The organism is Sphingobacterium sp. NGMCC 1.201703 (assembly GCF_047784615.1).
Classification (GTDB): domain Bacteria; phylum Bacteroidota; class Bacteroidia; order Sphingobacteriales; family Sphingobacteriaceae; genus Sphingobacterium.
Window position 1 is genome coordinate 300,900 of record NZ_JBLOHD010000004.1, and the last position, 17,993, is coordinate 318,892.

Below are 17,993 nucleotides of genomic sequence, written 5' to 3' on the forward strand. Positions count from 1 at the left end.
CTGCGATCAAAAAATAATTATATCTTTGACTACTTATTTAGCCAAATAAAAGAATGAAAAGTACTCCTTCTAGCAGGTGAGTAAATCCCAAGGAAAAACACTTGATCTCTATTTTTTAACTTTAATGATTTGCTTTAGTTGCAAAAAGAGCGAACAACCCACTCCAGAGTAAACTCAATACTAAAGAATTTGTGTCAAGTGTAGGTGAAAAAGTTTATATCAATACACTTAATTGGGTATTACGGATGACGATCCATATACAGTCATCACAAGGAAGAGAAATGAAAACATATTAAGTTTAATAAAAACTTATGTATATTTGAGAAAAAACCATATTATTTAAGCATATGAAATACCTTTTGTCCAATCCGTCCATAAGCTTGCTTTCACTTCTATTCACCTACTTTGTGCTTCCTTTACAAGCCCAGGAGACCATTGTCACTTATATAAAAAAAAATGGGGGGCATACCGCCTTCAAAGATTCCGCCGCTTATACGAGTGTCATCCGTTCAAACCCCAATACAGCGGGGCTTTATGAATTAAACGATTATTATCCCAACGGCAGTTTGAAACGCCATGGCTGGACCAAGGTAGCCGATTCGCGCACATTACACCTGGAGGGAACGGTAGAGACATATTATGAAAATGGCAACCTGGCAAGCTCTGCCGGATATAAGGACAATAAATTGAGTGACACGGTCAAAAGATACCATAACAATGGCCTCTTAAAAGAAATTCGCTTTTTCTTCAAGTCGGAGCGCAGTCCCAACGAGTTCCTGTTTCCAGAACGCGATAGCCGGTTATTGTATTATGCCGATTCTACGGGCAGAGTGCAAATAAAGGATGGGAACGGCAAATTTGAAGTCAGCAATAAGAAAGACCGTGAGCAGGGCCAATACGCCAATGGACTTCGTGAGGGCCATTGGGAAGGGACATTCAATAAGGGGGAAAACCAATTTGAGGAATGGTATGAAAAAGGGCTGATAAGTAAAGGCATTACCACTGATAGTGAGGGTAATAAATTCCCCTATACACAACGGGAAGTTCAGCCGGAATACCCCGGTGGAATAAAAAAGCTGATGATGTTTGTGGCCCAGAACTATAACTTTCCAAAAGAAGCAATAAAAGCCAGGGTATCGGGGCAGCTACTGATCAGCTTTGTGATTGAAAAAACTGGAATACCCAATGATTTTGAAGTGATAAACGACCTCGGCTACGGTACCGCCGCCAATGGTATAGAAGTGATCAAAAAAGCACAGAAATGGACCCCAGGTTATCAATATGGCTTGCCGGTACGTGTCAAGTATTCCCTTCCGATCCGCTTAAATCTATTACCTGCTCCGACAAGTTCAAAATCACAATAGCCGGGCGCGAATCTGTTTCAATACAGTCTGCATTTCTTGATGACGCCGTTTGTTGGATCTGGCAAGCGTGACCGCTTGTTGCTGTTCTGCTTCGGCTTGGGCATAAAAACCTACCTGGTAAAGCAGCTGTGCCAGCGTAGCATGATATTGTGCGACTCCTGGTCGTTGATCAATCGCTTTCTTCTGCCAGCGGATCGCATCAAATAAAGCTTCAGGATTATTTTTCGCGAAGACCAGCAATTGCTGGGCGCCATAGCTCAGGTTACGGGATTGATCCTCCAGATAGTATGGGCGTCCCTTTTCAACGGATTGCTTAAACGCCGCATGTTGGGCACTGTCCAATACTGGGCCGCGCCGCGAGAATTTGGCTTGGCGATCCTGTGCGAAATCTATCCGTGACATGGAGTCTGGAGAAATACGATAAAAACGATCGTTGTAAAAAGATCTTGCCATTTCAACATAAGCTACCGTATCTCGCGTGAGCCGCTTGTACTCCAGAGGATAAAAACCTTGCGAAATTGCACCCCGCAAATAATTTGGCATCCAGGTCTGATACGCAAAATAGCCCACGTTGTGGGCTAAGGATAAATCCTTCTTGTTGAGCGCTTCCCGGAATGTCTGCTGGATAATTCTATTGTTTATTTTCTTACGCCGCGGCAACGGTAAGGTGGAATACAAACTATCCACCATTTTACCATTCGTGCGAGCCAAAAGATAGGTCTTGCTATTATATACCGGACCACAGCTCAGCAGAAATATAACCGTCTCAAAATTATTCAGTTCCTGTACGGTCAATTGTGCTATGTAATCACTCAGTACCTGCTGGTCAGTATATTGATCGAATGCTTGATAGTGATCGAGCATCTTTTTAAGTAGCGATTGTTGACGCATCCCCTTGTGATACTGTGCGCTGAGTTTGCCCAGTGTTTCACCCTTTGCCAGGGTGCTTGCCGAATCTATGAGTGCTTCCAGCTCGGCTGCCCCATCTACCGCTTTATTGTGGCGCAATAAAGGGATTCCGTCTTTGTCTGTAAAGAGATAAATAGGTTTATTCAGGTAAAATGTTTGATGGAGCGGATGGTTAAAATCGTCACGGTTCAGCTGCACGATACCTGCAATAAATTGTGTATCCAGCATCTCTTTTGCCTTTTTGGAAACGCTTCCTTTAAAAGGTATAAACTGATGTTCATCTTGCTGATGAATGATCAGAAATAACGATTTATTTTCCTGCTTTGCCCGTTCTAACAGGTCCGTGTAATTACTGTGTTCTAGAAACCTGCCTTGTGCTGTAACAGGATGAGTTAAAATCCAACATAAGAAAACTAATACCGCCGACTTTAAAAAGAGCTGAACCACCATTTAATTTAAATAGATTATAAATAAGTTATAATATAATAGATAAAATTAAATAAAATGCTTCATATATACGACATAATTCTTTTTTAGTTTATAGATGCGTTTTCTATAGTGAAGATCCAAAAGCCATCAGGTCATGGATTTTGAACCAACACAGCAAAAAACCAGGCTTATTCATCTTTTTTATAGATAAAACATCCTGCTTCAGAGGGGTGGTCGAGAACCAAATTCCGCATGTCTTCACGCCATATGAGTTGAACAATCATAAAATCTCCGGCTGCGGAAACGGTAAAAAAAATGGCAAACAGCAGGATATTCACATTTCCGCTGTACCAGGCATAAATGGCAGGGATAAGCCCTAATATAATGAAGGGCATCAATGCGCCGACAATATATTGACGGACAAGAAGTGGCTCCTTACAGTGGCAATAGGGTGTCAGCATTTTCATCAAGATACCAAACTTGATCGATTTAAACCCCTTCTCGGTGTAACAGACCCACGTGATCCCATGGATCAGTTCATGCGCAATGATACCAAGGATCACCACCATTATACCTATCAGGACCGAAGTGATGGAGGTAATTTCTAGCATATCGATCACAAAAACAAATGGCCCATCCTGCTGGCCCCAAATCAGGTAAAACGGTAAAGTATATAGTAGAATAACCGGAATAAATAGAAACAGTGCAAAGACATTGGCTTTATACAGATCAATAAACCGCTCTTCTTTGCGGTAACCTGGAATTGACGCTATATCCATATGACACTTATAATAAATGGTTTATAATATAAAATAATGCTTCCTAAAAATAATACAAATTTTATTTCCGGCCAAACATCCCCGCGCAAGCTTGATCAGTACTGGTTTCTCTTCAAATAAAATAGCCACCTCTTACGACGTGGCTCCCCAGTATATCTTGTGATTTACTGATCATTCAACGGCAGTAACAGTATAGCCATTTTTACGAAGCAGGTTAATCAGCCCTTTATCCCCAGCGAGATGTCCCGCGCCAACAGCGATAAAACAAGATTGATCTTTGATCATCTTGGGTATGATGGTCATCCAGTTCTCGTTCCTTATATTCAGCAGTTTGTCTTTTTGTTCTTCAGTCATCCAGGTAGGGTCCTGAAGCAGGGCGTTCAACTCTCCCAGATTTTCAGCTTTATAGGCTGCGACCATTTTTGCGGTCAACGCTGGATATTTGTTCAGCTGATAGACCGATTCCATGAACAGCTGGGGGGTAATGATGTCTTTTAGCAACGCAAACTGCTGATCAATCGTTTCAAGCTCCCCGATGACCTTCCCCTTGGAAGTTGCGAGGGCAGACAATTCCATTTCATAGGACTTCATCTTTGTTGGATCAGCACAGTTGAACCCTTTCATCGTAAATAAAGAGATAACCGCAACAGGTGACACATAATCCAAAAGCTTAATGGAAAGATCTTCCGCGGCCAATACGCTATCCATTTTTTGGACTTCACTGTCAGAGAATGTCTTTATAAATGCAGTATCTGGTGCACTGAAGGCTTGTAGTTTTTGGGCATTGTCCGGATTGGAAAGATCTACCTCAAAAACTACTTTTTGGCTTTTGTCCAGGGCATCAAGGCATTTCTGTTTGATTTCAAAATCATCTGGGCACAGCATATGCACGGTACCGAACAGGTAAGAATCTTGCTTGAGGCCATTTCCGGTAATTTTCCACAACATGGACTTTTCCTGAGCGAATCCGCTAGAAACAATGAAAAAAAATAACAATTGTAGGATCAGCTGCTTTTTCATTTATTATAGAGTATATAAAATATTGTTAATAAAGTCTTATTTTGCTGCGTCACTAAAACCATCTTCAATTCTTTGAACAAAATCGGCGCTATTTGATAATATACAGGTAACGCATATCACAACAACAAGTATCATCAGCATTTTTAACAGTTTTTTTCTTTCCATAATTTAAATTTGGTTTATTTTTACATCACAACTTTTCAAATCCAACGGATGCTCCATCCGTCAGTGTCTATAATTACCCAACAATATAACGAATTAATTTTAATTTACTAAAAAGCTATAGGTAAACCATCTAATTAATTTTGTATTATAATATTTTCAAGACCGCAACCACAAAGCCTGCTGACTCGCCCTCAACGTTACGGCAATATTGTGCGCTAAAACAAAGTCTGGTTTAATTTGAAACCATCGTATCCTTTTTCATTTTAAGGTAAGCTCACTTTATCAAAAAAAAACAGAAATGATAAAACTATTTCAAATCGACTATTGTTCTTACTATACAAAATGGCTACTAGCTTCCTTTCGAAAGAAAGGGCCGACATAAAAATTGGCGTCGTACAGTGAAAATCCAATTGTCTTTAAAAACATTGGATGAGGAAACAAAAAAGAGGAAACGATAAGAAACATAAAAATTACTGTACAGAAAACGCTAAGAGAAAGGGTCTGATGAGAATCAGGCCCTTTTGACGTTAAAAGAACCACAGCGCTAGATGTGGTTTTTAATGGGTTTACAAATACATAGCTGAGTCTGCGAACTGACAGGCCCCTATGACATTGTGTCTCTGAAAGTCAGCGATTACTTCCGAAGTAGTGGTGGGGAGCTGGTGAAGATTTACGGACTATTTTTCTAGGATAGCCTCTACTTTAGGCCCGATTATTTTAAGCATCCTTTCAAATCCTACATCTGTTGGGTGGGTGCCATCCACTGTTCCTTCGGAATCATCGCCTATCAAATGATCCGTGGGTATATAATACAAGTTTTTATAACCTGCCTGCAGCAATCGCTCATACTCCAACTTAAAATTCCTGTTCTGCTCGGTCAAGCGTGTGTGCCATTTTAAATTATAATTACCGACCTGACGCGTAATGCTCTCTATCAGCAATATGGGTAACTGGGGATGGGACCGACGGATCCGTTCCACAAAATTAAACGTGCGTTCCCGTACTTCATCAGGGCTACTATTGGGCACACAATCCATAATGAGCAGATCCATGGAGTCAATAGCACTCAACATATCGGCCACAGCAGGCTCCATGCGGGCATTGCCGCTCACGCCCATATTGATCACGTTGGCATTCAGCCGGCGCCCCAATTGCGCTGGATAGGCTAATCCCGGACGGCTTGCAGAAGCTCCATGGACAATGCTGGAACCATAGATCACGACCTTTTTAGCAAACGACTGTCTGGTACCAACAAAGCTGGCTTTGTCATCAATAATCAGGTCAAAATCCAATAGCTCTTTATATAGCGGAAAATAAATAAGAAATTCTTTCTCTGTCGCAGCCATATCTTCGACCAGCGTAGCCTTACTTTCCGCCAGGTTAAGATCGGGACGGGCTACCCCTGCAAATCGCCAGCCGCTGGCTTCTTTTACATATACATCAAAACCCCGCGACATTATCGGGGTGGAATTATTCCCTAGTGCTGCATCAACCGTCTTCCAGCGTAAAGATAATTTGCTCGTATTGCTCTTAAACGTGATAAACATTCCTGCAGCATGGGTATATAATTTCTTTACCGCAGCTGGAAGTTCGCTGTACTTCGCTGTATCTATCCGATGAAATTTTGGCGTATTTTCAAAAGCTCGTCCCTGCAGCGCAAACTTAGCAGACGGAATAACCTGTTGGGCGTATGAAGATACCGAGTCGCAAACCAGGGCGAGGAAGAATAGGATACCTGTCTTTTTTTTCATGATGTTTCAATTAATAGCAATAGAAATCATTATCACTTCATAGCGGCCATCTCATCTTATCCATGAGATGGCCGTCTAATTATAAAAGTATCGATTTTTTATTTCACGGTAAATACCGTGGCCACAGCGCGTTCACCTTCATGGTCAAACTTTCCATTATCTGAAGGATAGTTGACCACACCTTCGCCCTTCACCCAGGCCGTGGAGGAACCGCCACCATCATAGTTTAATGCGGAAGTGCAACCCAATGCGGCCATTAACTCGCCCAGCTGGGGAATTGTCAGTCCCTGTGACTGCGACGAACGTCCATCGATAACAGCTACGATCAGCTTATTGTCCTTGGTAAGCCCTACTGCTGTTCGGGGATGTCTGCTGGTATTGAAGTCTACGTTTAACTGCTCCAGCACCTGACCATTCTGCATCAACAACGGGCCGCCAGCCAGTGCAGCGGTAGCGCTCAGCGTACCCCAGCCTCCTGCGGGCTTCGGCACAATCTGATAGCTCTGCCCGGTAAAGGTAAATGCCCCGTTTTCGCGGTAGCTATTAAATCCATTCACAGTCTGATTGATCACCTGGCCATCGTATTTGAAAAATACGGTTGATCCGCCTGTACTGGTATTAAAGTAACTGCCATTGAATGCAACCAAAGCGCCCTTAGCCGTGGCAGCAGCACTTGTTTTTAGAAATCCGGTCTTGACATAGGGAATTTCCAGCTGCATGCCTTTCTTCAGATCGATCTCAAATACATTGACATATTGTTTGGAATCAAATATCCGCGGAAATTGGTAATACTTCCACACGACACCGTCGGCAACCGTTTTTGTATTCCAGGCTGTCGTATTGATAATCTCCGCCAGGTCTTCCTCCTGGGGAATACTGTAATCATAGGGCAGCTGCGTTCCGCCCTCATTTTTCTTGCATGAAATAACAAGAAAAAGCAGCAATAAGCTGTATATAAAATTTCTTTTCATCTGTTCTTACTTTATTTCACCGATCCACTTTAATTTTAATGGAATCGCTTTTTCAATTGTTTTCTGGTCAATAGTGCATACGGCAGACTCCATATTGCGGTACAAGATGAGCTTATTTTCTCCCGGCAGCAATCTTGCCGCACTGACATTGCCCGCGCCCCAGCTATAGGGCCAGTTGACAAAATAGTGTTGCGGCACGGTATCCCGGACATACTGAAAGGTCTTTCCTTTTCGCTCCGCCAATAGTACTTTGTCCTTTCCGATCAGTACCAGGGATTTTCCCTGGATATACCCGGTATTGATTTGGCTCCAGTTCAATGTGTCTGGCAGCTTCAGCCATTCCTGAATAGGCTGTTCGTCCAGTACCTTATAGTCTTTTTTTGAAACTTTACGGCAATATCCGTCGAATAAGATGTACCATGCGGTGGACTCATCGATATATATTGGTGGATTAAACTCTGAACTGCCTTTCAGAAAAGGAAACAGCTTTTCCACAGGACTGACGCTATAGCTGCTGTTAGCTGCATCCGTTGTGTAGACGATATCCTGCGTCAGGTAATAGGTACTGTCTTTTTTTGTCCATACCGCTTCCGGAGTCAGCCAGGTGCCTTTTAACGTAAAAAGGTGATTGTCATCGTAAGCGTTAAATATTCCGGCATAATCAAGACGGTCTTCTTTTTTGGGCTGTATAGCACCTTCAATAAAAAACTTCGCTTTCACCCCATCGTATTTTTGCAGGCGGGCAGCGACAGCAATAGCATGCCAGTGGTTGGAAACAACATACACGGTATCTCCGGGCTGTATGATTCGCTCGCCAGCGTTATTTTTGAGGCGCCTGCTAAAAATGTAGTTCTGCACCGTCGTCTTGGAGTTTTCCTCCTTGAAGATCAATGCCGCGGGCACGCCCTTGTTGGCCAATTGCATCGCCATGGACGAAGCTTCGCAAATCTTGGAACCGTGCGCACCACAACCTCCAGACACCACGATAGCATCCATCGGCCGGATACGGTAAAGCTGCGCAGCAACATCTACCCGCTGAGCCAGTACTTCAGGATCGGCTGAACCTAATAACAGTAGGATGTTTTTGTGCGCAGCAGCCCAGCTGTTGCCCAATAAAAGCATGGTAAGGATAAATAGACAGCTTAATTGTTTCATCTTATTTCACTTTTGCACCCATCCAAGTAGAGGAGCGCGGGTTATTATTGATATCTTGTTGCATGCGACTATCGTCCAATGGCGGCGTGTATTTCTTGGCAAGCTCCAGCAGTCCGGCTGAACTTAAACCATAGCTCATGGCCGGATTTTCGGCACCGATGGGCAGGTAATCGGGATTGAGCATGGTCGCAGGTTCAAAGCTTACTTTAGGAACAATGCTTCCATCAGCAGCATACACCGCTTGCGCTGCAACCGCGTGCTGTATCCGTGGCACGACAGCGATGTTATCTGAATAGGCATCAACATCGGTAGAACTTCCCGCCTGGGTATTGCCCGATACGATCGAATTGATCAAAGTCAGGTTGTTGACATTGCTGCGTCGATAAATTCCACCTCCGGGACCAACAACGGTATTCTTGGTAATGGTGGTACTGATGACGTCTGCCTGACTGTTATCATACAGCATCAGTCCGCCGCCGCCATTAGCTGATGTACTCGAATTTTCAGCAAGCAGGCAATTAACAAATATCCCTTTTGATTTTTCACGCAGATAAACACCTGCTCCATAGGATGTATTTGAATTGCCAACCACCTCACAATTATAGAGTGTGATATCCGCGTTTGGATAGGCGTGTACGCCCCCTGCGGTACCTTTGGCGCTATTGTGATTAAACTGGCTATCGTAGGCAATCAGTGAACCATCGGCGATCCATAGTCCGCCGCCATTATTTCCGCTGTTGCTATTATTGTTGATGCGACAGTTTTCCAACCTGAGCTGGGCTCCTGAAAACGCGTAGATGCCGGCGGCAAAACCTGCAGTTCCCTTATCTGCGGTCGCTTTATTGTCGACCACATCCACATTTTTGAGCAGGACCCGAGCCATCCCAATCAACATACCGCCCCCTTGGCCACGGCTGAATTTAATGTTGTCGATCGTCGTACTGGCACTGCGGTCGGTGGCATTGCCTCCTTTGATGCTGATGTTTTCCAGCCTAACCTGGTTTTCAGGATCCGGAGTTGCCGTCACCGTGACCGTGTGAAACACCGATTTTCCACTGGAAAGCTTTCCGTGAAAGATGGTTTTATACAGCGCTGGATTGGGCTGATCTCCAGGTTTGGCATTGGCCGCATATCCACCGATCAGGCTGACATTCTTTGCGATCTCTATGGTTTTGTCCGATTCCTCATTGGCGTCACCATTACGAATGGTCCGCGTTGGAACATAGGTCCCCTCGGCCAGGAATAGCGTACTGCCTGTCGTTGCTTTTTCGAGTGCCTGACCGAGGTCAGTAGCACTACTCCAGGAACTACCATCTCCTTTGCCCCCAGGAGTCACATAAAAAACGGGAACTTTTCCGGACTCCTGCAAAATCAAGATCTCCTGCGATAGATTATCGTTCAGCCTGAGCAGCAAAGTCGCCGAACGTTCGTCTTCCGAATTTTTCGAAACAGAAAACCGGATCTTATTTTTCCCTTTGGGATACACCGTACTATCGAGTTTGATCCAGTCTTTGTCGCTGCTTACGGTAACCGCCGCATTCGCCAAGATATCCAACTGATAGGTATCGGCCCTACTGCCGACTTCCATATAATCCCGGTCGATCAGGAGCCGCTGCTCACTTTCGACTTTATCTTTTTTACAGCTCTGTATGCCTAGGGCAAAAAATAGAACCATAAAAATATATAACGATTTTTTCATTATAATCAATGTTTTTGAACCTGCTTATTGTTTTGTACTACTATAATTCTGCTGCAGCTGACGGTAACATTCGACCAGCTGCGTTGTGGTTTCATAATGGCACTCAAACATGAATACACCTTTATATTTAATTTTTTCCAGAACGGCAAAGATCTTATTCCAGTCATTCTGTCCCTTGCCATTACAGGGTAGATAGTGACTTTCCTTGGTCCCATCCCCATCCGCGACATGCAGCGTCTTTACGCGCGGCCCAAAAGCCAAAAGCAGGCGCTCGGGATGTGCAATATGGTTCATGTCCACTGCAATGCCGACCTGATCAGGAAAGCGGGCAAAAAGTTCCTGACATTCTTCCACGGTCCGCAGCAGGGGCCGCTCCCGCTCACCCACCGTCAGCGAAGGCCCCAGCATATTTTCGATGACGAGCTGCCGCCCCGCCTTAGACACTGCCGAGTACAACTCCTTGACCGAACGTACCAGTTGATCCTTGCGGGCGGCGCGTTTGTTGGGCTCAAGGTAATAGGAAGGGTGAAACAGGATCACCTGCGGATGAAGGCGGTAAAGTCCTTCCAGCAGCTGCAAATGCATACGGATCACCTGCTGCCGCTGCTGTTCATCCAGCGTAGAAATATCTATTTTGGCGGAAAAGGGCATATGGACAGACCATACCCTCACCCCCGCTTTCTTCAACACAGTAGCCAATGAATCGCATTTAAGCTGCCATTCATCCTGTGGGATCTTTAAGCTGAGGTCTGCATTGACAAAGCTTCCGAGCCCTGCAATCTCGATATAATCCATACCGGCTGCTTTGTCCGCCTTGAGTTTTTCCAATGCTATCTTCCGGATATCAAGTGAATAGCCAACTGCATAATCAGGCTTACCCTGTTTTTGACAGTACGTATATCCTGGGATCAATAGACAACAGAGGATCGCTATAAAAATAAGTTGTTTCATGTTATCGGTATAATTTTTCCCATTCAGGATTTTGTTTCAAATTTGGGTTTAACTGGATATCTTCGATTGGGATCGGTGCATAGTAATCACGTTTTTCATCAAACTTACCCCGTTGATAAAAGGGATCCAGTGAGCCTTTATTGGCATTCTGGGTATTTGAAACGGGATCCCAAAGCGTCCGCTGATTGATATTGATCAATGTGGTCACCGTACCCGGTGCACCCGATGTATTGCCTGTATGGACATACACATCGGCCTTGCCATCCCCTGTAAAATCATAGGCTCCAACGCCAGGAAAATAAACGCCGACAATAGGCTGATTGAGTTTGGATCCAGCTTTCCAGCGCATTAAGTCATCCCAGCGCTGTCCTTCGTTAAACAACTCGATCCGTCTTTCGCGCCGTATTTCCAAAAGAACGCCCCTAAATGCGCCTCCGTCGATGTTCGGATACATAGCCAGCAGATAAGGATCGGGGTTGGCATTCGCTTCAGCCAGGGACAGCATCGGCATGCCCGCGCGGCTACGCAGCTTATTGACGGTCAGGTCAAGGTCGCTTTGGCTGATCGTCCCCAGTTCGGCTTTTGCTTCGGCATTGATCAGCAGTGCCTCTGCATACCGGAATAAGATGACATCGAAATAGGAGGCCGATACACCCCATTGCAATTTGTCAGGTAAGGCCTTGATCAGGCGATAGCCTGTGGTGGTGATCGTCAAGTTGACAGGCTCATTTGCTGTTTCTCCATTGGCACGGAAGTCTGGCCCCGCAGTTGTCTGTGTAAGCCTTGGATCTCTATTTTGCATTTCCTGATAGAATTCCATGGTCTTGTAACCTGTTCTATCGGTAAAGCGGCTCCCATCCTTCATCAGATAGCTATTGATCATATCTTTGGCGATCCCGTAGGCTCCCGAAGTTGCCGAGGTAAAGGAATAGCCAAGGCCATGCACACGCATGCCCAATTCAAAATCAATGGCAAGGATAGTCTCCACCTGATCCTGATTATTGCGGGCAAACAGATTCCGATAGGCTTGATCTGCTCCGCCCTGGCTGTACAAGGTATAGGCGCCAGAATTCATCAGTTCGGCCGATGCACTGACCGCCGCATTCAGGAACTTTTCATGTCCCGCGATCTGATGGTATTTTCTAAACGTTCCTTCAAAGAGCGCCACCCTTGCTTTCAGCAGCAGTGCCGTGTATTTGGTGATCAGGTTAAGCTGTTTTTCGGCCGGTATATTTTCGATTGCATAGTCCAAGTCAGCCATAATGGAATCCATCACCAGCTGCCGTGAATCCCTAGCTTTGAAGAGATCTTCATCTTTTGCAGTCAGCACCTTTCCATACCAGGGCACGTCACCGAAAGTTTTCACCTTATCGTAGTAAAAATTTGCTCTAAAAAAACGGGCTATGCCACTGTATTTCTTTTGTGCCGTGGCGTCGGGCACTTTATGGTAGTTGGCCAGAAAATAATTGATCTTGCGCAACTGGCTCCAGGACCAACCGCCCGAGCCGCTTCCCACAGGGACAGTTCGATTGCCCTTGATCCGGTCGGCCACCGTAAGAGGGATCATATTGTCCGAACTCCCATCGTTTGTATACCAGGATTCATTGGGCAGAAAGGTATAAAAATCATTGGTGGCAACCTCCAGATCCTTCGCTGTATTGAAAAAATAAGGTGCTTCCACCTGGTCCTCCGAAGGACGGTCCAAATAATCTTTCTGACAAGCTGCCAGCGATAGCAAGATCAACAGACCAAGTAGTTTATAGCTGTTTGTTGTAAGTTTCATTATCATTGCGTTGTCAAGTATTAAAGCGTAAGCATTAAACCAAAAGAATAGGTTTTACCCATGGGATAGTCCCGTAGCAGCCCCCGCTCCGAGGAGTCCGCAGGATCATTGGCACTCGCAGGTGAATTATAATTGATCATTGCACCTGCCTGTTCGGGATCTATATACTTTGTCAGATTGCCAAAGTTCCAGGTCAACAGATTCTCACCGCTGAAGTAAAACCGCAGTTTTTCAACTTTATAGCGCCTTGTCCATTGCTGCGGCAAGGTATAGCCCAACGTAAAATTTTTCATCCGCAGGAACCCAACATTGGTCAGGTAATAATCGTTCAGTTCGTATAGCGACCTTCCGCTCTGCAGGGAAGAGTATCCCCGATAGATCTGTGGATACCTGTTCCCTTTCTTGTCCGGGGTCCATGCATTATCTACCAGGTCTTTGCGTACAAAGGAAAGATAAGGGCGCTGATAGGATCCCCAGTATAAATCTCCCGTCGGATACCAGTCCTGTTTGGCAACACCAGCAAAAGCCGCCGAGAGATCAAAATTATTCCAGGAGGCGCTCATATTGATACCAAAAGGAAATTTCGGCATGGCATTGCCAATGGGTTTAATATCACCGTGGTTGGCAAGCGTGTTGTCGCCTTTGTCGATGCGGCCATCACCATTGAGATCGACATATTTCACATCGCCGCCGCGCAACATATTCCACTCACTATTTTGCGATACGCTCAGAATATCGTTATATACTTTAGATAGGGACAATTGTGGATCCTGGAAACTATTCTGGTAGCTCAATGCTTCCGCATCGGACTGAAACTGCCCGTCGATATGGTATCCCCAGATCTGCCCCAGCACCTGTCCTTCGTAATAGGAACTCAACAGCCCCTGTGGATTATTATATTTCGTAATGATACCTTTAAAATTGGTGGTATTCACGGCGATGTTAAAGCGAAAGGGTGAGCCGGCAAGGTCAAATTTGTCCTGGTAGCTTACCCCCAGTTCAAAACCTTTATTACGCAAAGCAGCGTAGTTTTCTCGGGGTTCACTGGCACCAAATACCGCTGGTAGGGGCTGTCCCGGAAGATACATGCCTTCGACATCCTTCTGATACCAGTCAAAATTGACATTTAGCTTGTTCTGGATCAGTCCAAGATCAACACCGAAGTCAATGCTTTTGGTCCGTTCCCAGGTGACGACGTTCGGCAATGGCGCCGGCGTACTCGCCCCAATAAGACGGGAGCCCCCATTTAGCCAAGCCAACTGCTGCACGGTCATCAATTCCTTGAAGGTATTGACCCCTACAGTCTGGTTGCCGAGCTTGCCATACGAAGCTCTGAGCTTTAAGGTGGGTATGCTGCCTTTGATCGATTCCCAAAACTGTTCCCGATCCAGCTGCCAGCCTAATGAAACGGAAGGGAAAAATCCCCATCGGCTCCCGCTAGGGAAGCGTGAAGAACCATCATACCGTGAATTTATTTCCAGCAGGTATTTATTGTCGTAGGCATAATTAAAACGGCCAAATACGCCCTGGATGGCCCAATTTTCAGCTGTTCCGCTCAGGCTGTACATGGAAGTTCCCAGCGCCAGATTGGAAAGATCTTCGATCAGCAGGTCGTCCATGGCTCCGGCGATACGGTCCCGGTCAAAGGATTCCTGATTGTAGCCCACCAATAATTTGAACTGATGGTTTTGCGCCACATTTTTTTCGTAGGTCGCAAACAGGTTCATCGCATTATACTTGTCTTTCCAGCGGTATTCTGTCAGGCGGTTGAGGCCTGCAGTGGTATAATTGAGTTTGTTGCCCGAGTAGTAACTGAAGGGATTGAGGCGTGTGCTCCTTGAAAAGTTTTCGATGCGGTTGCTATAATCAAAATTTACCTGTAGGCCTTTCAGTGGCTTGAGCAGGACACGGAAGGTATTGGTAAACTCTTCGCTATTGCGTAGCTCCCAGCTTTTTCCCGATTCCAGTCCGGCATTGGCTCCCTGACCGCCAGTACCCACACCGATGTCCGTTGGAATACCATCGACAAAATTGGGGTAAAAAGGCATCAGATTATACCAGGTTGTCGTACTCCAGAGTCCACCCAGGCCATTGCTGTAGCCTCCATATTCTTTATCCTTTTCGTTGATGAACTGCGTATTGTTTGAAATTTCCAACCAGCTATTGGGCGTGAATACCAGATTGGATTTCATATTCTGACGATCCATATTCGCATCGTCATTGATATTGTTGATTGTTTCCCGTTTGAATACACGTCCGGAGAGATAGGCTTTCAACTTTTCACTGCCACCTGAAATGGCGATATTATGGAAATTGGAGGGCTGATATTTTTTAAATAGGTAATCCCACCAGTTGGTCTTATAGAAAAACTTATAGGTTCCGTCTGCCTGCTTCTCATGAAAGGGCGCAATCTCACCTGTAGCCACCATTTTGATCGCTTCCCAGTCCATTGGATTGTAACGTGTATAGGAACTGCCGTTATAGCCATACAGTGCGGCATCTACTGTTTTCCCGTAGACATAAGGATCGGAGATATAATCGGTACGGGAGGCCGGTGTAGTCCAGGCGAAATTATTGACATAATCCACCTTCACGGTTCCTGCCTTCCCTTTTTTTGTGGTCACCAAGATGACACCAAAAGCACCACGGGCGCCATAAATGGCCGCCGAAGCAGCATCTTTCAGCACAGAAACACTTTCAATATCGTTGGGATTAACCCGTGTGATATTCCCTTCGATCCCGTCGATCAATACCAGCGGGCCACCCTCATTGATGGAATTGAACCCCCGCACATTGATATCAGGTGTTTTGGATGGATCACCGTTATTGAGCTGTATATTCAAGCCGGGCATAAGTCCCTGGAGCGTACCTGCTATATTGGCACTTGGACGCAACGCGATATCATCGGCATTGACCTGTGATACGGCACCCGTCAGGTTGGCTTTTTTCTGCACGCCATAACCCACGACGACCACCTCTTCCATTGCATTGATGGCCGGCTTCATGGTCACACTCAAGGTTGACTGCTGTGCCAGCGCTATCTCCAGCGGCTGATAGCCAACCATAGTAAATACAAGTATGGCATCAGGGCTGCTGACCTGGATCTGAAAACTGCCATCCTCCCGGCTGAGGGTTTTCTCCTTTTTGCCTTTTTCGCTGACCGTAACATTGTCCAAGGGTCGGCCCTGATCGTCTTTGACCACTCCTTTGACCGGGTATAGCTGCGGAGCCTCCGTAACCGAGGTTTGGCGAACAGCCTGATCCGTTCTTTTGTTCAAGACAATATTTTTATCCGCTTTGACATAAGATAACTGCAGCTTTGTCAACAGATCTTTCAGGGCTTCTTCAAAAGCGATATTGTGGTAGCTGACGCTGATACGCTCGTCTTTTGCGATCAGCGATTCGTTGTAAAAAATGTTGTATCCGCTTTGCTTCTGCAGTTCTTTCAAAACAGCACTCACCTTCACATTGTTCCGCTTCAGATTGACGGTCTGGCCAAAAGAAAATGCGTGCAGCTGTAAATTGGCTGCGAATAAGAGAGGAATTGCTAATGACAATTTCATAGAAATTGGTATTTTCTGGGATCTTACCTGACATAATAGGGTCGGTCCGATCAATTTTTTTTTATTAAATTGCATTCGGTTGAGATAAAATTTAACGGTTTTACTATTCATCCATGTCGAGAAAAAGACAAAACTTTCAGGGGCGTTGGCGCGCTCCTGATTGTTATATATGCTATCTTCTCATCAGCGTTAGTTTAGCACATATATCCTCCTTCCTTTACGTTCGAAATGTACGCCACCGGCGAAAGCAATTGTTTTCAACAGTTTATCGATATTTTCATAGCGGGAGATAGTCCCCGAGAAATGCTGTCCCTGCAGCTTGTCTCCGTAACTGATCTCGACATCATACCAGCGTGCAACCTCGTCCATGACCGTTTGAATGGATGCATTATCAAAAGCGAAATTTCCATTTTTCCAGGCGAGACTATAGAAGGGATCCACCTGCTCCTTTTTCACACGCTTGCGGCTTTTATCGAAAACGACCTGGTCATTGGGCGCTAGCACCTGTTCTTTCAAGGCAGCATCGGCAAAAGAAAGTTTGACTTTACCTTCCACCAAGGTGGTAACGATGTGATCCCCAAAGCTCTTGATGTTAAAATGTGTTCCAAGGACCTCGAGTGTCTGCGTTCCACTTTGCACAATAAAAGGTACCCTTTTGCCTTTAACGTCCATTTTGGCTATTTCAAAATAGGCTTCCCCTTCGAGCTGCACCGACCGCAACTTCGCATCAAATTTTACGGGATATTTAATCTTACTGCCTGCATTGAGCTGTACAAGGCTCCCGTCAACCATCCTCAGCGTATATTCCCCGCCCCGGGGCGTAACGATGGTATTGTAAACGATGTTATCTGTTGGCGCCAGGTTGTCTTTGAGACTATAACTGATTTGACCTTTGTTATCCTTGGTGATCAAATATTCGCCTTGGTCAAGTACCGTATCCGCACGGAGCAAACTGAGGTCAATCTGTTTTCCATCTTCAAGAATGATCATGGCTTTATCAGAGCCCGGTACGATCGACACATTAGACAGCTGCTCTTTCGGTGGCGTATCCACGGTATAAAAATTATAGTAGCCCCATAGCGCTGCACCGCAGAACGCAAGAAAGACTGCCGCAACCTGCCACCAATTTCTCCTGAAATTAAAATGTCCATCTGTAGTTTTTTGGGGAGTAGATGCCGCTGTTGCAATTCGGGGATCAGCCAGTATATTTTCCAGCATCCGATGTGGATCAGGGTATGTTGTGGGATGTGCGGGATACGAGTTATCCCGCCAGACTTTCTCCCAAGCCTGAAGAAATACGGGATCATCCATTAATTCCTGAAGCTGTGCCTGTTCTTCTTTACTGGCTTGATCAGCAAGATACTTACGTATTAATTGGCTGTATTGTTCAATTTGGTTCATTCCTTTGGATCGATTTCACCTACATAATCGCGCGAACCCAGAAAAAGTACCAA

12 protein-coding genes are annotated in these 17,993 nt (G+C 45.3%); 1 reads left to right on the plus strand and 11 read right to left on the minus strand.

The features are described 5' to 3' along the window. Positions 1 to 347: 347 nt before the first annotated feature. Positions 348 to 1,364: an energy transducer TonB gene (locus ACK8HY_RS09695; protein WP_416133501.1), complete on the plus strand. Its 1,017-nt coding sequence runs from the start codon at positions 348 to 350 to the stop codon at positions 1,362 to 1,364. Here the strand turns inward: ACK8HY_RS09695 and ACK8HY_RS09700 are convergent. From ACK8HY_RS09700 to ACK8HY_RS09750, 11 genes are all read right to left on the minus strand, one after another. Next, a complete protein-coding gene (locus ACK8HY_RS09700; RefSeq protein ID WP_416133502.1) occupies positions 1,356 to 2,723 on the minus strand; it encodes a hypothetical protein in 1,368 nt (455 codons plus the stop codon). The two genes, ACK8HY_RS09695 and ACK8HY_RS09700, sit on opposite strands and share 9 nt — an antisense overlap. A 167-nt stretch (positions 2,724 to 2,890) precedes the next feature. Next, positions 2,891 to 3,481 carry a DUF3267 domain-containing protein gene (locus ACK8HY_RS09705; RefSeq protein ID WP_416133503.1) on the minus strand — a complete coding sequence of 197 codons (591 nt, stop codon included), beginning with the start codon at positions 3,479 to 3,481 and terminating at the stop codon, positions 2,891 to 2,893. Between the two features lie 171 nt (positions 3,482 to 3,652). Further along, positions 3,653 to 4,501 (minus strand): TraB/GumN family protein, encoded by an 849-nt coding sequence (locus ACK8HY_RS09710; protein ID WP_416133504.1) that lies wholly within the window; start codon positions 4,499 to 4,501, stop codon positions 3,653 to 3,655. An 842-nt stretch (positions 4,502 to 5,343) separates the two neighbouring features. Beyond that, positions 5,344 to 6,417, minus strand: a complete 1,074-nt coding sequence (locus ACK8HY_RS09715; RefSeq protein ID WP_416133505.1) for an SGNH/GDSL hydrolase family protein — start codon at positions 6,415 to 6,417, stop codon at positions 5,344 to 5,346. Positions 6,418 to 6,515: 98 nt separating this feature from the next. Continuing rightward, the gene (locus ACK8HY_RS09720) at positions 6,516 to 7,388 is read right to left on the minus strand and encodes a phosphodiester glycosidase family protein (RefSeq protein WP_416133506.1); all 873 of its coding nucleotides are present in this window, start codon (positions 7,386 to 7,388) and stop codon (positions 6,516 to 6,518) included. A 6-nt stretch (positions 7,389 to 7,394) separates the two neighbouring features. Then, positions 7,395 to 8,543, minus strand: a complete 1,149-nt coding sequence (locus ACK8HY_RS09725) for a YdcF family protein (RefSeq protein WP_416133507.1) — start codon at positions 8,541 to 8,543, stop codon at positions 7,395 to 7,397. 1 nt (position 8,544) lies between these two features. Continuing rightward, positions 8,545 to 10,242 carry a right-handed parallel beta-helix repeat-containing protein gene (locus tag ACK8HY_RS09730; RefSeq protein ID WP_416133508.1) on the minus strand — a complete coding sequence of 566 codons (1,698 nt, stop codon included), beginning with the start codon at positions 10,240 to 10,242 and terminating at the stop codon, positions 8,545 to 8,547. A 24-nt stretch (positions 10,243 to 10,266) separates the two neighbouring features. Continuing rightward, positions 10,267 to 11,193 (minus strand): sugar phosphate isomerase/epimerase family protein, encoded by a 927-nt coding sequence (locus ACK8HY_RS09735; protein WP_416133509.1) that lies wholly within the window; start codon positions 11,191 to 11,193, stop codon positions 10,267 to 10,269. A gap of 1 nt (position 11,194) precedes the next feature. Continuing rightward, entirely contained in the window at positions 11,195 to 12,976 is a 1,782-nt protein-coding gene (locus ACK8HY_RS09740; protein WP_416133510.1) for a RagB/SusD family nutrient uptake outer membrane protein, read from the minus strand. 20 nt (positions 12,977 to 12,996) lie between these two features. After that, a complete protein-coding gene (locus tag ACK8HY_RS09745) occupies positions 12,997 to 16,539 on the minus strand; it encodes a TonB-dependent receptor (RefSeq protein ID WP_416133511.1) in 3,543 nt (1,180 codons plus the stop codon). A gap of 189 nt (positions 16,540 to 16,728) precedes the next feature. Then, positions 16,729 to 17,940: a FecR family protein gene (locus ACK8HY_RS09750; protein ID WP_416133512.1), complete on the minus strand. Its 1,212-nt coding sequence runs from the start codon at positions 17,938 to 17,940 to the stop codon at positions 16,729 to 16,731. Between the last annotated feature and the right edge of the window lie 53 nt (positions 17,941 to 17,993).